Source organism: uncultured Brevundimonas sp. (genome assembly GCF_963977465.1).
Lineage (GTDB): Bacteria > Pseudomonadota > Alphaproteobacteria > Caulobacterales > Caulobacteraceae > Brevundimonas.
In genome coordinates, this window is sequence record NZ_CAXBOQ010000001.1 from 117,561 (window position 1) to 131,954 (window position 14,394).

Below are 14,394 nucleotides of genomic sequence, written 5' to 3' on the forward strand. Positions count from 1 at the left end.
GCTTAAGCCGGAGCTTGCACGTCACACCGCATGAGATTGCTCGCCATAGAAGACGATCCCGTTCTCGCTGACGGCCTCCAGGTCGGGCTCAGCGCCTGTGGCTGGACGGTCGAGGTCGTTGGGCGGGTCGAGGACGCCCTCGCGGCGCTGGAAAGCTCGGCGTTTGATGCGGTCGTGCTGGATCTGGGCCTGCCCGACGGCGACGGACTCTCGGTGCTGCGCTTCGTTCGCGAGCGCGACATGGATGTCGGCGTGGTGGTCTTGTCGGCGCGCGATGACAGTCGGGACCGCATAGTGGGTCTGGACGCCGGCGCGGACGATTATGTCGGCAAACCGTTCGATCTCGACGAGCTGGCCGCGCGATTGCGCGCGGTGCGGCGTCGCCTGCTCGGACGTTCGACCCCCGCCTTGCGCCACGGCGGGGTGACCATCGATCCCAAGTCGCGTCTGGCCTGGCGGGAAGAGGGCGACCTGCCCCTTTCGAGACGTGAGTTTGCTATCCTGGAGGCCCTGATGGAACGGCCCGCACAGGTCCTCTCGCGCAGTCAGTTGGAAGAACGCCTGTACGGCTGGCAGGAGGAGATCGGCTCCAACGCCGTGGAAGTGCACATCCACTATCTTCGGGCCAAGTTGGGCGCCGGCTTCATCCGCACCGTGCGCGGCGTGGGATACACCCTGCAATGAGCTCGATCCGCCTGCGTCTGTTCGTCACTCTCGCGCTCGTGACCGCCCTGGTCTGGGGCGGCGCGGTCGTCTGGGTCGAAATCCAGACCCGGGCCGAAGTGCAACGGGTGCTGGACCGGCGCCTGATGGAGTCGGCCCGCATGGTTTCGTCCTTGATGCAGGCCGGCAGCGTGCGCCCGGCGATCCAGGCTCCGGACACCGGGGCCGCCGATGTCTATGACCGTCAGCTCTCCTGCCAGATCTGGTCACTGGAAGGCGATCTGATTGGTCGGTCCCAAAGCGCGCCTGCGGAGCGATTGTCGGAAGGGGGCGACGGATTTTCTGAGCGCACGATCCGGGGCGAGCGCTGGCGCGTCTATACGGTGCATGATCGTGACGCCGGTTTTCGGGTGATGGTTGGGGACAATCTGGCCGTTCGCGAACACCTGGTCGGCAATGTCGTCACCGCCTTGATCGGTCCGGCGGTCCTCGGTCTGCTGGCGCTGGGCGTGCTGATCTGGTGGTCGGTTGGGCGGGGGCTGGCCCCTATTCGACAAATGACCCGCAGCCTTGCGGTACGGGATGCGGAAGACCTGACGGCGTTGGACGTATCGCCGGACGCCCGCGAACTCCGTCCCTTCGCCCTGGCGCTGAACGATCTGATGTCTCGCCTTGGCGCAGCGCGGCGTCGCGAGGCCGAGTTCACGGCCGCCGCCGCGCACGAGTTGCGTACCCCTCTGGCGGGCCTGCGTGTCCAGGCGCAGATTGCGGCGTCGTCTTCGGACCCTGCCGTTCGAAGCCGCGCGTTGGAGCAGATTCAGACCTCTGTCGATCGCACCGCCCGCCTCGTCACGGGGCTTCTCGCCCTGGCGCGCGAGGACGAGATGCCGGTTAGCGACGAAGATCGCCGCTGGGTGACGCTCCGATCGCTGTTTGCGGGAGCGGAAGGCGATTCCCGGGTGTCGATCGTCGAAGGTGACGCCCTGCTGAATGTGGATCCGGATCGCTTCGGGGCAGCGGCCGCCAATCTGCTCGCCAACGCACAGGCGCACGCAAAGTCTTCAATCCTGATCAGTTACGACCCGACTTCCGGCCACTTGATCGTCGAGGACGACGGAGCGGGCGTGGCCTTCTCGGATCTACATCGTTTGGGACGGCGTTTTTTCCGCGCGTCGAATGCCCCTTCCGGAGGGAGCGGTCTGGGCCTCTCTATCGTCCTCGCCACTGTGAAGGCCCATGGGGGACAGGTGCAGTTCTTGCGCTCACCAGGAGGCGGTCTTCGTGTTGAGGTGACAATTCCGGAGCAGGCGTCGGAGTCTTTGAACAACTCGACCAAGCGAGACTGACGGTATCAACCGGCTTCAGTGGCGTCTGTTGTCGGTTTGATGATACGGTATAGTCCAACTACCTATTCGCTTGTCATAGCGGTGCTGGTTGGTCTTGAAGCAGAGTTGCCTGCCGATAGATGGCGACATCACTAGAATTTTATTACGTCGAATTTCACCAATGAATTCAAAAGCGCTGTCCAAGTGACGGTAGCTCGCGCGGTATGGTGCGCGGATGAGAGAAAAGGCGCTGATAAATCAGCGCCTTCTGGTCTATTGAAGGATCGAGTGGGAGTAGGGCTTTCCCGGACCATCCGGGATCACGCCGGGACGGACTAGCCTCGCCGAGGTCCTGTCGCGGTAACGGTTGCCGGTCTTGTGGCGCTGCGCGGATCCGTGTTGGCCGTCGTTGCGAGCACGTCCCACGCGGCCATCGCGCCATCGACAGCAGATAACAAGGCTTCGCGGGATGCCCCGTCCCCGGCGCGAACGCCAAGCCCGTGAATGACGGTCGCGTAAAAGGCGGCGACGGCGGCCGTATCCAGCTCTGGCGGCAGGTCGCCTTCGGCAACAGCGCGCTTTAGCCGCTGCTCTATGACCTCGGGTGCTCGCTGGCGGATCGCGCGCAAATAGTCCTGGGGGCCCTTGTTCGAGGGCGCGCAATTCGTCGCCCCGAGCACGAGCAGGCAGCCATGAGGCTTGCCCGGGGCGGAAAAGGATTCCGCGGTCAGCCGGAGCATGGCTTCCACCGCCTCGCGCGCTGTCTTTCCTTCCTCGAGCGCCCGCAATGTCGGATCGCCAATCGTGGCGAGGTACAGGTCCGCGGCCTTCAGGAACAATCGCTCCTTTGATCCGAACGCGTGATAAAGGCTGGGTGGAGTGATGCCGCCCATGGCGACCTGCAAATCCTCCAGCGTCACCCCCTCATAACCACGCGCCCAGAACAGCTCCATCGCGCGCTGCAGGGCTTCCTCGCGATCGAAGGTGGAGGGGCGACCTCTCTTGGCCATCTGCGGTCCTTTATATAATTCGCACTATAGAACGCTTGACATGCGCCGGCAAGCGGCTCACCTATTCTATAGGCTAACATATACAATGCATCGAATTGGCGTTGGAAAAGGAGCATTCGAATGGCGACTCAACCGGCAAACGTCCTCGTAACCGGTCCTACCGGCAAAGTTGGGCGGCGTTTGATCCCGCTTCTCTGGCGCCGGGGCGTGGTCGTCCGTGCCGCCAGCCGGTCGCCGGTGACGGCGCGGGCGGGCGTCGAGCCGGTCCGCTTCGACTGGGCCGACGAGAGCACCTATGAGTCCGCTCGGACGGGCGTGGACGCGATGTACCTGGTCCCTGGCTCCAGCCCGGGACCGGAGCACGCTGGGCACATCCGTGCCCTGCTCGACGGCGCGGACAAAGCCGGAGTCAAACGGGTCGTGTTGCTGTCCGTGTACGGCGTCGACCAGGCACCGCCGGACAACCCGCTGCGCCGCATCGAACTCGCCGTCGAGTCGTCCGGCGTGCCGTACACCATCGTGCGGCCGGGCGCGTTCATGCAGAACTTCTCGGAGAAGCATTTCCTCCGCACCGTCGAGGGTATCCGCGAGCGTGATGAGATCGTGGGGCCCGGCGGTGACGGGGTCGTGAGCCATGTGTCGACCGAGGACATCGCCGCGGTCGCAGCCATCGCTCTGTCAGAGGGCGGGCACGAGGGCAAGGGCTACCCACTGCTGGGCCCGGAGCCTCTGACGATGACGCAGGTCGCCGAGCAGATCGCGTGGGTTGCTGGGCGTCCGATCAGATATGTCGAAACGGACCATACACCCATGCGCGACGCGCTTCTCGCTGCGGGCGAGCCACTTGAGACCGCCGAGCACAACAGCCGGCTCCACGCCTATGCGTTCAGCTCGGGTGCGTTCGGTGGGCTCAACGACGACATCCTTGAGGTGACCGGCCGCCCGCCGGTGAGCTTCGCCGAGTATGCCGCTGGCGCGGCGGCAGCGTGGCACCGATAGGCCCCCAACGCTGAGGCGCGCCACCTTCGATGTCGACGTTGGCCTGTCCGCGACATGACCTCCTGAGCGCATCTACCAAGTACAGCTTCCAAGAAGGATTAGACACAATGACTGCAACTCCCATCCTCGTGACCGGCGCGACCGGCACCATCGGCAGCGAGGTCGTTAAGCAACTCGTTGAAGGCGGGCATCGCGTTCGCGCCCTGGTCCGCGATCCGGTCAGGGCAGCAGGTCTCGGCGATGCGGTCGAAATCGTTGTCGCGGACCTGTCCAGGCCCGAGACCCTGCCGGCCGCATTTGCCGGCGTTGACAGCGTTTTCGTGGTCTCGAACGGCCTCGACATCGCCGCGCTTGAAGGGAACGCCTACGATGCTGCGCTTAAGGCCGGCGTGAAGCGGATCGTCAAACTTTCCGGCAGACATCTGGACGCGGATTTCATGCAGGGAACCCCGCTCGCCAGCAACCAGAATGCGAGCGAACAACGTCTGCGCCAGCTCGGCATCGCATGGACGATCATCAGGCCGGGCTTTTTCGCGTCGAACTTCCTGCTCTTCATGGATCGCAGGAATGGTGTCGTGGCGCTTCCGGTCGGCGACGGGAAGGACACGCCCACTGATCCACGCGACATCGCCGCCGTGGCGGTGCTGGCGCTCACCAGGCCCGGGCATGAGAACAAAATCTACGAGATCACCGGCCCCGACTTCGTCAGCTATGCGGACATGGTGGAGAAGATCGCCATGGCGACCGGTCTGCCGGTGAAACTCGTCGACATGCCGAGCGCGGTGGTGCGGGACGGCATGGTGGCTGCGGGCGTTCCCTTGACGCAAGCCTCTGGCCTCATGCGGTATTTCGAGGGCGTGAAGGGCGGCAGGGTCTATCCGCCAACCCAAACCATAGCGGAACTGCTGGGGCGGGCTCCGCGCAGTTTAGACGATTGGGTGCGCGACCATCTGAGCGCGCTCGCCGGATGAACAAAAGGGTCAAACACGTGCGCACCCGCTTAACCGACCCGGGCCGTGCGGCACCGTCGACGCTCAATGATCGCCGCCGCAAGCCGCGGCGCTGCTTCGGTCCAGGAGAAACAAATGGGAAATCCTCTCATCCTCGTTGTCGGCTCGACGGGCACGGTCGGCAGTGAACTCGTCAAACAGCTCATCGAGGCCGGACAAAATGTTCGGGCGCTGGCGCGTGACCCGGGCAAGGCGGTAAAAACCGCAGCCGGGACTGATGTCGCCATTGGCGATCTGTCCAGACCCGAGACATTGCGCGAGGCGTTTGTCGGGGTGGAGAAGGCGTTTGTCCTCGCGCCGCCGGTTCCCGACATGGAGCAGCTCGAAGCAAACGCCTTCGCCGCCGCCGAGCAGGCCGGAGTCAGGCACATCGTCTACCTTTCGAACTTCGGTGCCGGCCGCTTCGACGACGCGTTGTTCCGGGCGCATGGTGCCAATGAATGGCGGCTCCGCTCGCTCGGGATGGAATGGACGATCCTGCGTCCCACGCGATTCATGTCCAACACGCCCTTCGGCTGGGCATCGGTACGGGAAAACGGTCGCCTGGTCGAACCGCTCGGTGGCCGCAAGACGATCCTGATCGATCCGCGGGACATTGCCGCCGTGGCGGTGAAAGCGCTGACCGAGCCGGGACATGAGGGCAAGATCTACGAATTGACAGGAGAAGCCCTGAGCGGTGCGGAGATGGCGGAACGCCTGTCCGAAGCCCTCGCGAGGCCGATCGAGTTCGTCGATGCCAGTGAGGACGTCACGCGAAGCGACCTGTTACGCTCCGGTCTGCCGTCGATGATCGTCGACAAGGTCCTCTACTATTTCGAGACCCTCCGGGCTGACCGCTGGTACGAAACGCCGACAGTCCGCCAGTTGCTTGATCGCTCGCCGGGAACCTATGCGGAGTGGCTGAAGGAAAACACCGGATCGACAACGCGGTGAGCGTCGTCAACCGCATCGCCTCTCACGTGACCAGAAAGCCGCCGGGCAGGATGGAGCGGGAACGATGGCCGGTTCGCTTTCGGCACCGATTCCTCGGGGACGTGCTAGGGCAGGGCGATGACCGACCCGATCGATAATGACTCCCCACCCGTCACCGATCCCACAGACTCCGTCCCGGGTGAAACGCCGGTCCAGCGCGCCCTGCGGATGAAACAGGCGGTGATCGACGCCCGGCCCAAGGCCCCGCGCGGCGGCCGCTTCCAGCGCGAACAGTCGGCCAGCATCGCCTCCGGCAAGTCCAAGCCGTGGATGCAGCGGTAGGGGCAGCCCCTACATCCGGGTGGTCTGGTTCTGCATAATCCGATCCGCAGTCTGTAGCGCGGCAACGCGGATCTCACTGGCCAGACCGGAATCCGGCAAGGTCCTGGCCAGGATCATGCCGCCGACGCAAAGGGCGGCGAGTGACAGGGCGTCTTGCCGTGACCTGTGATCCGGCTCGTCCAGCCCGGTTCCAAACAGCCCGACCATGGCTTTGAGCAGGTCCTGATAGGACTCCTGAACGGCGGGGCTCGCCCGGGCGACATCGGACGGCAGGGCGATCATCGGGCACTGGCCGTCCAGATCACCAAGGTGTTCATTCGACAGATAGCTCTGGATCATCTGGCGCGTCATGTCGGGGTGAGGGCGGCTTGGGTCGACACCCGCATCGGCCCGCCATTCGGCGCCGCGCCCCATCAGGAAGCTCGACACCGCCTCGCTGTAGAGCGCGTCCTTGCTTTGGAAGTGGTTGTAGAACCCGCCGCGCGTCAGACCGGCCGCCTCCATCAGGGCATCGATCGTCACACCGTCAAAGCCGTGACGGTTGAACTGGATGCGTGCGGACTCCACGATCTTCGCGCGGGTCTGTCGCTTGTGGTCTTCACTGTACGGCACCGGCGTTCTCCTGCGGGTGGAGCCATAACGGAACGCAGAATATGTTCTTTATCATATGTTGCGGGGTGCAATAACGGTCACGCTTCAGGCTGAAAATCAGGAGTTGATCATGACCAAATTTGTATTCGCCTATCACGGCGGTCCGAAATCCATGACCCCGGAAGAGGGCAAGGCTCACATGGGAAAATGGATGGCCTGGATGGAGAGCCTCGGCGACGCCGTGGTCGATCGCGGCCTTCCGGTCGGAAAGTCAAAAACCGTCGGCCCGGGCGGCGTGACCGATGACGGCGGATCGAACCCGTTGTCCGGCTTCACCATCGTCCAGGCGGACAGCATCGATGCGGCCGTGGAAATGGCGAAGCAGTCGCCGCACGTCGACGCGGGCGGCACCATTGAGGTCGCGCCAGCGATGGACATGCCGATGTAGCGACCCCCGCGGCCTCGCTGCTTTGACAGCCGTTCCTCTGGCGGGATCATGGCGACGATCTGAATGCCACCCCCCGGGGTGTCGGAGAAGGCGTCACCCGCGGGTCGATCGACACCATGGATTGGCGTCAGGATATCCGGACGGCTGCCGGTGGGCGTGCCCGGTTGTTGACGAAGCGGGCCGGGCGTCTGCTATTAGGGCGGGTAATCAGTCGGGCAGGGTCGCGTGTAAATGACAGAGGATGCCCCCGGGGCGGCGGACGAGATTCTCGACACGCCCCACCTTGCCGACGCGCTGGAAAGCGACCGGTTCAAACAGTTTCTCGATCATATTCCAGTAGCGGTGGCGGTAGCGGAACTGCACCCTTCGGAATGCATCACCTATGCCAATCTGGAATTCGAGCGGCTGACCGGGCAGGCAGCGGTCGAGCTTCAGGGTCGGCCCTGGGGCACGTTGGCCGCCATCTCGGCCGCCGCCGGCGATGAGGGCCGGCTCAGCGAGGCGATCACGCAAAGTGATGAGTATATCGGGGCGTTCGAGGTCGTTCTCGACGGCGTGCCCGTCACGATAGACGCGTGGTCCAACGTGATTCACGACGATACGGGAGTTCCCGTGTTCCGACTGGTGGCGCTGGCCGCCAACGGGAATCGCGATCACGCCGAGGCTAGCGACCTGCACAGACGACTGCAGGAAAAGGACACCCTGCTGCTGGAGCTGCAGCACCGGGTGAAGAACAATCTGCAGATGGTCACGGCCCTGATCCGGCTGGAGGCGCGCAATATACCGGACGATGCCGCCGTCAAACGGTTCGACCGGCTGGCCGGACGGATCGAGGCGTTGTCGCTGCTGTATCGCTCCCTGTCTGAGGACGAACTCGGCGAGACGGTCGACCTGGGCACCTATCTCAGTCAGATCGCCTCGGCGGTGATGCAGGCCCATGCGGTTGAGGGTATTCATCTGGATTTGCAGGTCGACACCTGGCCGGTGTCGGTCAATGTCGCCATGCCCGCCGGTCTGGTGGTCAACGAATTGCTGACCAATGCGCTGAAACACGCCTTCACCGGTCGCGAGGGTGGGACCATCACCCTGCATAGTCTGGTCGATGACAGTGGTTGTCGGGTGATGATCTCGGACGATGGCGTCGGCCTGCCGGAAGGCACGGAATGGCCCAAGCGCGGCAAGCTGGGGGCCTTGATCGTTCAGTCGCTACGTCAGAACGCCAAGGCCCGCCTCGAGGTCGAGTCGACGCCGGGCCAGGGCATGAAGGTGGCGATCTTCTTCGCCCGCACCGACGCGGCCCCCGAGACCGCGACCTGAGAGCAACGACACGATCATGACCCCGGTCCTCTACGGCATCCCCAACTGCGACACGATGAAGAAGGCCCGCGTCTGGCTGGACCAGCACGGCGTCGCCTACAGCTTTCACGACTACAAGAAGGCCGGCATCGACCGGGCGTCGCTGGAACGCTGGGTGGCCGAGCACGACTGGCAGACGGTGCTGAACCGGGCCGGGACCACCTTCCGCAAGCTGCCGGAGGCGGATCGCGCCGATCTGGACGACGTCCGGGCCATCGCCCTGATGCTGGCCCAGCCGTCGATGATCAAACGGCCGGTGCTGGATCTCGGCGACCGGACTCTCGTGGGCTTCAAGCCGGAGCGGTACGAAGCCGTCTTCGCCTGAGCGTCAGTCGATCCGACGCAGCCAGGCGATCACCGCCGCCCGTTCGGCCGCGGTGCCGCCCTGATAGGGCATGGTCGTACCGGACATCGCGGCCTCGGGATCAGTGAGAAAACGATCCAGCGTCGCCGCATCCCAGACCATGCCCCTCCGACCCGCCGCGCGCATGGCGTCCGAATAGGCGAAGCCACCGACCGCCCCCGCGCGCCGTCCGAACACACCCCTCAGATTTGGCCCGGCGTCGTTGTTGGTGTTGGCCCCGACAGAATGGCAGGCCGCGCAGCGCTGGAAGGCGCGCGCCCCCGGGTCGTTTGCGGACGGGGTCGCCGGGGGCGGCGTCAACAACGCCAGCAGCAGCCAGAGGGTCGGCATGCCCTAGTCGCCGTGCCGGATGACCACCAGTCGGTCGGTGCCGGACTCAGCGCCCCAGACCTCTCCGGTCCGGCCCAGCATCTGGCGAACCTGGGCCCCGGCACGGTCACTGGGGAAGCTCTCGAAAGCCTCCGTCGCCGGATCGAAGCGGACACTGACGTTGCCGCTGTTCCATTCGCTGACCCAGATGCGGCCCTGACTGTCGGGCCAGACCCGACGCGCGCCCTGGTTCGGCGTCGGGGGCTCGACGATGGTGGCCTGTCCGGTGTCGAGGTCGACCTTCGCGATGTGGCTGCCGGCCAGGGAGGCGTACCAGACGTCACCCGACGGCGTCGTGGCAATGCCGTAGGGGCCCCGGCCGCGCGGCGCGGCCCAGACCTGCATGTCGTCTGTGGCGGGATCGAGTCGGCCATAGAAGCCGGTCTGGCCGGTGAACCAGATACGGCCGCGGTGGTCGAAGGTGGCGGTGTTCATATTGATCGGGCCGGTCTGTTCCGGCAGCGGCCAGACCTTGACCGCACGGGTCTGCCGGTCGACCCGGACGATGGCGTTCTGGCCACCGTCGGTGATCCAGGCATTGCCGTCGGGGCCGACGATGACGCCGTGTGGGGCCGAGCCCTCGCCCAACGGTACGATCGTCGTCTCGCCCGTGGCGGGGTTGAGAATGCCGTGGCCGCCGCCGCGCTGGACGGTCCACCAGACCTCCTGGCCATCGGCGGTGACGGCAACATCGTGCGCACGACCGCCCGGCGGCAGGTCATAATACTGCACCTGCTGGGCGCAGGCCGGGGCGGTGATCGCGACCATCGCGGTTGCGGACAGGGCCATCCAGAAGCGGTTCATGGCGAAATCCCTCCTTTGTCGAAGGGCACCACCATATCCGCCACCGCCGGGTCCGCAATGGCCAGGTCGGCCTTAGCCCTCGACGTCGACCCGTGGCCGGTCATGGCCGTCGGCGCGTTCGGTAACCCAGTCACCCGCTGCATCGGCATATTCGATCATCGCGGTCTGATCCGGCACCCGTTGTTCGCGGGCTACCGCCACAGCCGCGGCGCGGGCTTGATCGTGACTGGCGAAGGTCTCGGAGAAGCTGTCGCCCAGTTTGTAGGCCCAGCCGCCATTATGTTGAACGATACGATAGGTGACGTGGGACATGGGACGCTCCGGTTATAGTCAGGATTCAAGCGGTGACCGCTGTTTTTGTTCCGGGGGTGCATCCATGCGCATCATCGGCGGCGACTATCCTGTGAACGCACGGCGATCGCCGCCACGCGCATGGAGGAGATGACGATGGAAGACCTGTTCCGGTCCTACTGGTGGTTATTGTTCCCGCTGGCGTGGTTCGTCAGCAGTGGTTTTTCCAGCCTGCTGAACTACCGGCGGCACAAGAATGCGCTGAACCTGATCAAAGCCTACGTCGACAAGGGCCAGGAGCCGCCGGCGGCCTTGCTGAAACTGCTTGAGCGGAGCGGCCCGGGCGAGGACATCTTCGCCGACGGCGGCATGGCCCCAGCGGCCAAGGCCTACGGCGAACCGACCAACTACTGGTCGCTGTTCGGCCTGTTTACGATGCTGGCGGTCGGCTTCCTTGGGGCCGGCTATTATCTGAACCTGGACGGAGGTTCGGGGGCCTTCACCATCGTCGGCTTCACCATGGCGGCCGTGGCTTTCTGGGCCCTGATCAATGCCGTGTTCCGCAGCCGGAACCGGGATCGCTGACGGTCACGCTCGCGGTAGACGGAAACTCCGGCCTTGGCCCTGATCCTGACCGATGCCGAACTGGTGACCGCCGCGGTCTCCGGCTCGGATGCCGCTTATGGCCGGCTGGTCGACCGGCATCAGGCAGCGGTGCGCGGCTTTCTGCGGCGTATGCTGGGCGGGACCGGATCCGCCGCCGCGGCCGAGGCCGACGATCTGGCCCAGGAGACCTTTGTCACCGGCTGGCGCTCGTTGCGCGCATTGCGGGAACCAGCCGGAGTCCGAGCCTGGCTGTGCGGCATCGCCCTGCGCAAGGCGCGCGACCGGCAACGCAGCCTGCGGTGTGGCGCGGCGCGGGACGGGGCCTGGCTGGAGACGGTGTCGGTGCCGCCGGGCGTCCTGCCCGAGGACCGGCTGGCCCTGACGGCGGCAATGGCGGCGCTGCCGGAGGATGTGCGGGCCTGTGTGGCCCTGTGTCTGGCCGACGGCTGGTCGCACGGAGAGGCGGCGCTGGCGCTCGACTTGCCCCTGGGCACAGTCAAGTCGCATATTGCGCGGGGACGGGCCCGCTTGCTCGCCGCGCTCGGAGGATCGGATGACGCCTGAGCAGAAAATGAACGCCCTGTTTGCCGCCGAGGCGGCCCCGGCCCGGGACTATGGGTTCCAGGCCGAGGTGGTCGCCCGGATCGCGCGCCGCCGCGCCTGGGCGTCGATCCTGTCGCTGGTGCCGTGGCTGATCTCCGCGACGGTCGGTCTGTGGGGCCTGCAGACGGTGATCGGTACGGCGGCGGGCCAGCTGGGTCCGGTGCTTGTGCCGGTGGCCATGACCCTGACCCTGATCGGCGGGTCGCTGGTCGCGGCCCTGTGGCTTACCCGACGGCTCGGCCGGGCCTGACGGCGACCTTACGAAAGTTTCACCTCGCTGCCTGCATCCATACGACCCCGCCGGCGCCTCTTGTCAGCATAAGGCCGAAGCAACAGGCTCGGTCGAGAGATTTAGAGGGAAGATTACAATGTACGGACCTGAAGTTCTGGTTCCACTGGGCGTGTTTCTGATGGTCGCGGCGATCGTGATCGTTCCGCGGTGGTTTAGGTCGCGAGAGCGTCGGGAAATGCAGCAGACGCTGCGGACAGCCATCGACAAGGGCCAGTCCCTGCCACCCGAAATCATTGAGGCCATGGGGCAGGATGAGGTGCGCAAGGCACCCAGCGCCACCCGCGACCTGCGCAAAGGCGTCATCCTGCTGGCTGTCAGCGTCGGTATCGTCCTGTTCGGCTATGGTGTCAGCTTTGAGGAGATGGATGCCATCTATCCGATCAGCGGCATCGCCGCGATCCCGGCCATGATCGGTCTGGCCTTCATCATTCTGAGTTTCTTCAACAAGAACAAGGGCTGAACGCAGGCTGAGGGGGAAACGCATGGCCCAGGCCCTGATCGATAGGCACGATGTCGAGCTCGCCGCCCTGGCGGCGGCGGGCGGGCGGCGCGAGTTCGGTGAACTGGTGCGCCGCCACGGCTCGGCGGTCCGGGCCCTGCTGCTCCGGATGGGGGCCCAGCCGGCCCTCGCCGACGACATCGCCCAGGACGCCTTCATCCAGGCCTTCGAACGGTGTTCGGAGTTTCGGGGTGAGGGGACCTTTTCCGCCTGGGTCCGGCGCATCGCGGCCCGGCTCTATATCAAGCGCCGCGCCAAGGAGGCCCGCTATGTCGCCGAAGTCGAGATCGACGATGCCGCTCCGGCTACTGACCAGGCCGGACTGGTGGATCTCGATGAGGCCCTGAAGACGCTCAGCGAACCCGAGCGGTTGTGCGTCTCCCTTTGTCACGGTGCCGGGCTTTCGCACCCCGAGATCGCGACGGCCCTAAATCTGCCGCTTGGTACGGTGAAGTCTCATGTCAAACGTGGTCTGGATAAACTCCGCGCGCGGCTCCAGCCGCAGCCGGAAGCCTTGGGGAGATCGACACATGTCCGCTGACGAATTCGATCCTTTCGTCGAGCGCCTGTTCAACCAGGCTCCCGTCATGGCGGATGCCGCCTTGTTCGCCCAGCGGGTCGAGACGCGCCTGCAGAGCGGAACCCGGGTGCGGACCGTGGCCCTGTCGCTGGCTGGACTGGTCGGCGGGGTTGTGGCGGTGCGCGAGACCATGTCGGTCAATTTGAATCTGTCGGCGAACGAGGGGCCGGTGGCCAGTCGGGCGCTTGAGCAGGGCATGCAGTCGGCCAGCGGCGGCGTTCAGTCGCTGTTCCAGACAGGAATTGACCAGATGGGTCTGGGGAATTTCACCCTGGCCGGGATGGGCGGCATCGAGCTGTTCTGGCTGACGGCCGCCCTGCTGATCGCCGTGGCGGCCGCCGGCGTGATGAAACTGTCCGAGGAAATCTAGGCGGTTCCGGTCAATCCGGTTGTTGCGGGACCCGGTGGCGGCGGCGATCAGCGATGATCCCGCCGTTTTCCTGCCGAAGTCGGTCCCTACTCATCCAAAAAGCCCGTCTCGCCGCATCCGCTGCGTTGCGGGCGTCGAGCCGACCCTCTAGGGTCGCGAACGATTTGCGAATAGCGGTTTTGGGGCGACGTTTCAGTGGTTGATGTCTTCGAACAGGTCGAGGAGGAGCTTCGCTCCGATCGATACAAGCGGCTGGCCCGTACCTGGCTGCCCGTCGTTGGCGGGATTCTGGCGATCGCGCTCGTCGCGGCCCTGTCCTGGTGGGGCTGGCAGAGTTTCCAGACGGCCCAGGCCGACAAGGCTTCGGCGGCCTACGACCGCGGCATGGAAGCTCTCGAGGCTTCCAATCCGGTCGGCGCCGACGTCGCCTTCACTGAAGCTGCGGATGTCGGCACCCGTGCCTACAAGGCCCTGGCCCTGATGCAGCGTGCCGGCATTGCCGTCAGCGGCGGCAAGACGCCTGAGGCCATCGCCCTGTTTGATGAGGCCGCCAAGGTCGCCAATGACCCGATCATCGGCGACCCGGCTGCCCTCAAGGCGGCCTGGCTGGTCATGGACACCAACGCCACCCTCGCGGATATCGAAAAGCGTCTCGAACCCTTGACCGCCGAAGGCCGACCGTTGCGTCCGTTTGCCCAGGAGGCCCTTGGCCTTGCCCGGATGCAGCACGGCAAACTGCCCGAGGCGCGCGAGGTGTTCGTCCTGCTTCAACGTGGCCTCGATGTTCCGGACCCGATCAAGCAACGGGCCCAGATCGCCATTTCCGCCATTGATTCCGGCACCGCTGCCAACCTGGCCCCCATCGTCGCGGCCCAGGCGCTCATTCCGGCCGCGCCTGCCACCCCGGCAGGGGCGAACGCCGCGGCACCGACCCAGCCGTGATCCGGCCTTTCAGGAAGA

General features: G+C 65.3%; 21 protein-coding genes. 16 read left to right on the top strand and 5 right to left on the bottom strand.

The annotated features are described in order from the left end of the window. Positions 1 to 30: 30 nt before the first annotated feature. Together AAC067_RS00600 and AAC067_RS00605 are read left to right on the top strand one after the other, a co-directional pair. The gene (locus tag AAC067_RS00600; protein WP_008264155.1) at positions 31 to 684 is read left to right on the top strand and encodes a response regulator transcription factor; all 654 of its coding nucleotides are present in this window, start codon (positions 31 to 33) and stop codon (positions 682 to 684) included. After that, positions 681 to 2,009, top strand: coding sequence for an ATP-binding protein (locus AAC067_RS00605; RefSeq protein ID WP_008261954.1), 1,329 nt, complete (start codon positions 681 to 683; stop codon positions 2,007 to 2,009). The genes AAC067_RS00600 and AAC067_RS00605 overlap by 4 nt, the downstream gene beginning before the upstream one ends. Positions 2,010 to 2,323: 314 nt before the next feature. On the opposite strand, the gene AAC067_RS00610 is transcribed toward AAC067_RS00605, so the two are convergent. Further along, positions 2,324 to 2,998, bottom strand: a complete 675-nt coding sequence (locus AAC067_RS00610; RefSeq protein WP_339928513.1) for a TetR/AcrR family transcriptional regulator — start codon at positions 2,996 to 2,998, stop codon at positions 2,324 to 2,326. A gap of 120 nt (positions 2,999 to 3,118) precedes the next feature. Between AAC067_RS00610 and AAC067_RS00615 the strand changes: the two genes are divergently transcribed. From AAC067_RS00615 to AAC067_RS00630, 4 genes are all read left to right on the top strand, one after another. Further along, positions 3,119 to 3,997, top strand: a complete 879-nt coding sequence (locus AAC067_RS00615) for an NAD(P)H-binding protein (protein ID WP_339928515.1) — start codon at positions 3,119 to 3,121, stop codon at positions 3,995 to 3,997. Between the two features lie 107 nt (positions 3,998 to 4,104). Beyond that, positions 4,105 to 4,968 (top strand): SDR family oxidoreductase, encoded by an 864-nt coding sequence (locus AAC067_RS00620; RefSeq protein ID WP_339928517.1) that lies wholly within the window; start codon positions 4,105 to 4,107, stop codon positions 4,966 to 4,968. A gap of 66 nt (positions 4,969 to 5,034) precedes the next feature. Beyond that, on the top strand, positions 5,035 to 5,940 hold the full coding sequence (locus tag AAC067_RS00625; RefSeq protein ID WP_339928519.1) for an NAD(P)H-binding protein: 906 nt from the start codon (positions 5,035 to 5,037) through the stop codon (positions 5,938 to 5,940). A 117-nt stretch (positions 5,941 to 6,057) separates the two neighbouring features. Continuing rightward, entirely contained in the window at positions 6,058 to 6,261 is a 204-nt protein-coding gene (locus tag AAC067_RS00630) for a hypothetical protein (protein WP_339928521.1), read from the top strand. A gap of 9 nt (positions 6,262 to 6,270) precedes the next feature. Here the strand turns inward: AAC067_RS00630 and AAC067_RS00635 are convergent, their stop codons facing one another. Continuing rightward, positions 6,271 to 6,873, bottom strand: coding sequence for a TetR/AcrR family transcriptional regulator (locus AAC067_RS00635; protein WP_339928523.1), 603 nt, complete (start codon positions 6,871 to 6,873; stop codon positions 6,271 to 6,273). A gap of 109 nt (positions 6,874 to 6,982) precedes the next feature. Between AAC067_RS00635 and AAC067_RS00640 the strand changes: the two genes are divergently transcribed. The 3 genes from AAC067_RS00640 (at position 6,983) to AAC067_RS00650 (ending at position 8,981) form a co-directional block, all read left to right on the top strand. Next, positions 6,983 to 7,300 (top strand): YciI family protein, encoded by a 318-nt coding sequence (locus tag AAC067_RS00640; protein ID WP_339928525.1) that lies wholly within the window; start codon positions 6,983 to 6,985, stop codon positions 7,298 to 7,300. A gap of 231 nt (positions 7,301 to 7,531) precedes the next feature. Then, a complete protein-coding gene (locus tag AAC067_RS00645) occupies positions 7,532 to 8,617 on the top strand; it encodes a histidine kinase dimerization/phosphoacceptor domain -containing protein (RefSeq protein WP_339928527.1) in 1,086 nt (361 codons plus the stop codon). Positions 8,618 to 8,633: 16 nt separating this feature from the next. Beyond that, positions 8,634 to 8,981, top strand: a complete 348-nt coding sequence (locus AAC067_RS00650; protein WP_339928529.1) for an ArsC family reductase — start codon at positions 8,634 to 8,636, stop codon at positions 8,979 to 8,981. 3 nt (positions 8,982 to 8,984) lie between these two features. On the opposite strand, the gene AAC067_RS00655 is transcribed toward AAC067_RS00650, so the two are convergent. The 3 genes from AAC067_RS00655 to AAC067_RS00665 form a co-directional block, all read right to left on the bottom strand. Further along, complete coding sequence (locus tag AAC067_RS00655) at positions 8,985 to 9,350, bottom strand: c-type cytochrome (protein WP_339928531.1); 366 nt, start codon at positions 9,348 to 9,350, stop codon at positions 8,985 to 8,987. 3 nt (positions 9,351 to 9,353) lie between these two features. Then, complete coding sequence (locus tag AAC067_RS00660) at positions 9,354 to 10,193, bottom strand: lyase (protein ID WP_339928533.1); 840 nt, start codon at positions 10,191 to 10,193, stop codon at positions 9,354 to 9,356. 72 nt (positions 10,194 to 10,265) lie between these two features. Further along, complete coding sequence (locus tag AAC067_RS00665) at positions 10,266 to 10,505, bottom strand: DUF2188 domain-containing protein (RefSeq protein ID WP_339928535.1); 240 nt, start codon at positions 10,503 to 10,505, stop codon at positions 10,266 to 10,268. Positions 10,506 to 10,640: 135 nt separating this feature from the next. Here AAC067_RS00665 and AAC067_RS00670 point away from each other — a divergent pair, with 135 nt between their 5' ends. From AAC067_RS00670 to AAC067_RS00700, 7 genes are all read left to right on the top strand, one after another. Next, positions 10,641 to 11,069 (top strand): hypothetical protein, encoded by a 429-nt coding sequence (locus tag AAC067_RS00670; protein WP_339928537.1) that lies wholly within the window; start codon positions 10,641 to 10,643, stop codon positions 11,067 to 11,069. Between the two features lie 33 nt (positions 11,070 to 11,102). Further along, a complete protein-coding gene (locus AAC067_RS00675) occupies positions 11,103 to 11,654 on the top strand; it encodes an RNA polymerase sigma factor (RefSeq protein ID WP_339928539.1) in 552 nt (183 codons plus the stop codon). 7 nt (positions 11,655 to 11,661) lie between these two features. Then, on the top strand, positions 11,662 to 11,943 hold the full coding sequence (locus AAC067_RS00680; protein WP_339928541.1) for a hypothetical protein: 282 nt from the start codon (positions 11,662 to 11,664) through the stop codon (positions 11,941 to 11,943). Positions 11,944 to 12,061: 118 nt separating this feature from the next. Next, positions 12,062 to 12,445 carry a DUF6249 domain-containing protein gene (locus AAC067_RS00685; protein WP_339928543.1) on the top strand — a complete coding sequence of 128 codons (384 nt, stop codon included), beginning with the start codon at positions 12,062 to 12,064 and terminating at the stop codon, positions 12,443 to 12,445. Positions 12,446 to 12,467: 22 nt separating this feature from the next. After that, positions 12,468 to 13,025 carry a sigma-70 family RNA polymerase sigma factor gene (locus tag AAC067_RS00690; RefSeq protein WP_339928545.1) on the top strand — a complete coding sequence of 186 codons (558 nt, stop codon included), beginning with the start codon at positions 12,468 to 12,470 and terminating at the stop codon, positions 13,023 to 13,025. Beyond that, positions 13,015 to 13,434, top strand: coding sequence for a hypothetical protein (locus AAC067_RS00695; protein WP_339928546.1), 420 nt, complete (start codon positions 13,015 to 13,017; stop codon positions 13,432 to 13,434). The genes AAC067_RS00690 and AAC067_RS00695 overlap by 11 nt, the downstream gene beginning before the upstream one ends. Before the next feature lie 195 nt (positions 13,435 to 13,629). Further along, entirely contained in the window at positions 13,630 to 14,376 is a 747-nt protein-coding gene (locus AAC067_RS00700; protein WP_339928548.1) for a tetratricopeptide repeat protein, read from the top strand. The last annotated feature ends 18 nt before the right edge of the window (positions 14,377 to 14,394 follow it).

Excerpts from the sequence above, each read along its gene's own strand:
- AAC067_RS00640 (WP_339928525.1), top strand. The coding sequence starts at position 6,983 with ATGACCAAATTTGTATTCGCCTATCACGGCGGTCCGAAATCCATGACC.
- AAC067_RS00620 (WP_339928517.1), top strand. The coding sequence starts at position 4,105 with ATGACTGCAACTCCCATCCTCGTGACCGGCGCGACCGGCACCATCGGC.
- AAC067_RS00660 (WP_339928533.1), bottom strand. The coding sequence starts at position 10,193 with ATGAACCGCTTCTGGATGGCCCTGTCCGCAACCGCGATGGTCGCGATC.
- AAC067_RS00615 (WP_339928515.1), top strand. The coding sequence starts at position 3,119 with ATGGCGACTCAACCGGCAAACGTCCTCGTAACCGGTCCTACCGGCAAA.
- AAC067_RS00665 (WP_339928535.1), bottom strand. The coding sequence starts at position 10,505 with ATGTCCCACGTCACCTATCGTATCGTTCAACATAATGGCGGCTGGGCC.
- AAC067_RS00685 (WP_339928543.1), top strand. The coding sequence starts at position 12,062 with ATGTACGGACCTGAAGTTCTGGTTCCACTGGGCGTGTTTCTGATGGTC.
- AAC067_RS00600 (WP_008264155.1), top strand. The coding sequence starts at position 31 with ATGAGATTGCTCGCCATAGAAGACGATCCCGTTCTCGCTGACGGCCTC.
- AAC067_RS00630 (WP_339928521.1), top strand. The coding sequence starts at position 6,058 with ATGACCGACCCGATCGATAATGACTCCCCACCCGTCACCGATCCCACA.
- AAC067_RS00695 (WP_339928546.1), top strand. The coding sequence starts at position 13,015 with ATGTCCGCTGACGAATTCGATCCTTTCGTCGAGCGCCTGTTCAACCAG.
- AAC067_RS00625 (WP_339928519.1), top strand. The coding sequence starts at position 5,035 with ATGATCGCCGCCGCAAGCCGCGGCGCTGCTTCGGTCCAGGAGAAACAA.
- AAC067_RS00650 (WP_339928529.1), top strand. The coding sequence starts at position 8,634 with ATGACCCCGGTCCTCTACGGCATCCCCAACTGCGACACGATGAAGAAG.
- AAC067_RS00605 (WP_008261954.1), top strand. The coding sequence starts at position 681 with ATGAGCTCGATCCGCCTGCGTCTGTTCGTCACTCTCGCGCTCGTGACC.
- AAC067_RS00690 (WP_339928545.1), top strand. The coding sequence starts at position 12,468 with ATGGCCCAGGCCCTGATCGATAGGCACGATGTCGAGCTCGCCGCCCTG.
- AAC067_RS00645 (WP_339928527.1), top strand. The coding sequence starts at position 7,532 with ATGACAGAGGATGCCCCCGGGGCGGCGGACGAGATTCTCGACACGCCC.
- AAC067_RS00655 (WP_339928531.1), bottom strand. The coding sequence starts at position 9,350 with ATGCCGACCCTCTGGCTGCTGCTGGCGTTGTTGACGCCGCCCCCGGCG.
- AAC067_RS00670 (WP_339928537.1), top strand. The coding sequence starts at position 10,641 with ATGGAAGACCTGTTCCGGTCCTACTGGTGGTTATTGTTCCCGCTGGCG.
- AAC067_RS00680 (WP_339928541.1), top strand. The coding sequence starts at position 11,662 with ATGAACGCCCTGTTTGCCGCCGAGGCGGCCCCGGCCCGGGACTATGGG.
- AAC067_RS00610 (WP_339928513.1), bottom strand. The coding sequence starts at position 2,998 with ATGGCCAAGAGAGGTCGCCCCTCCACCTTCGATCGCGAGGAAGCCCTG.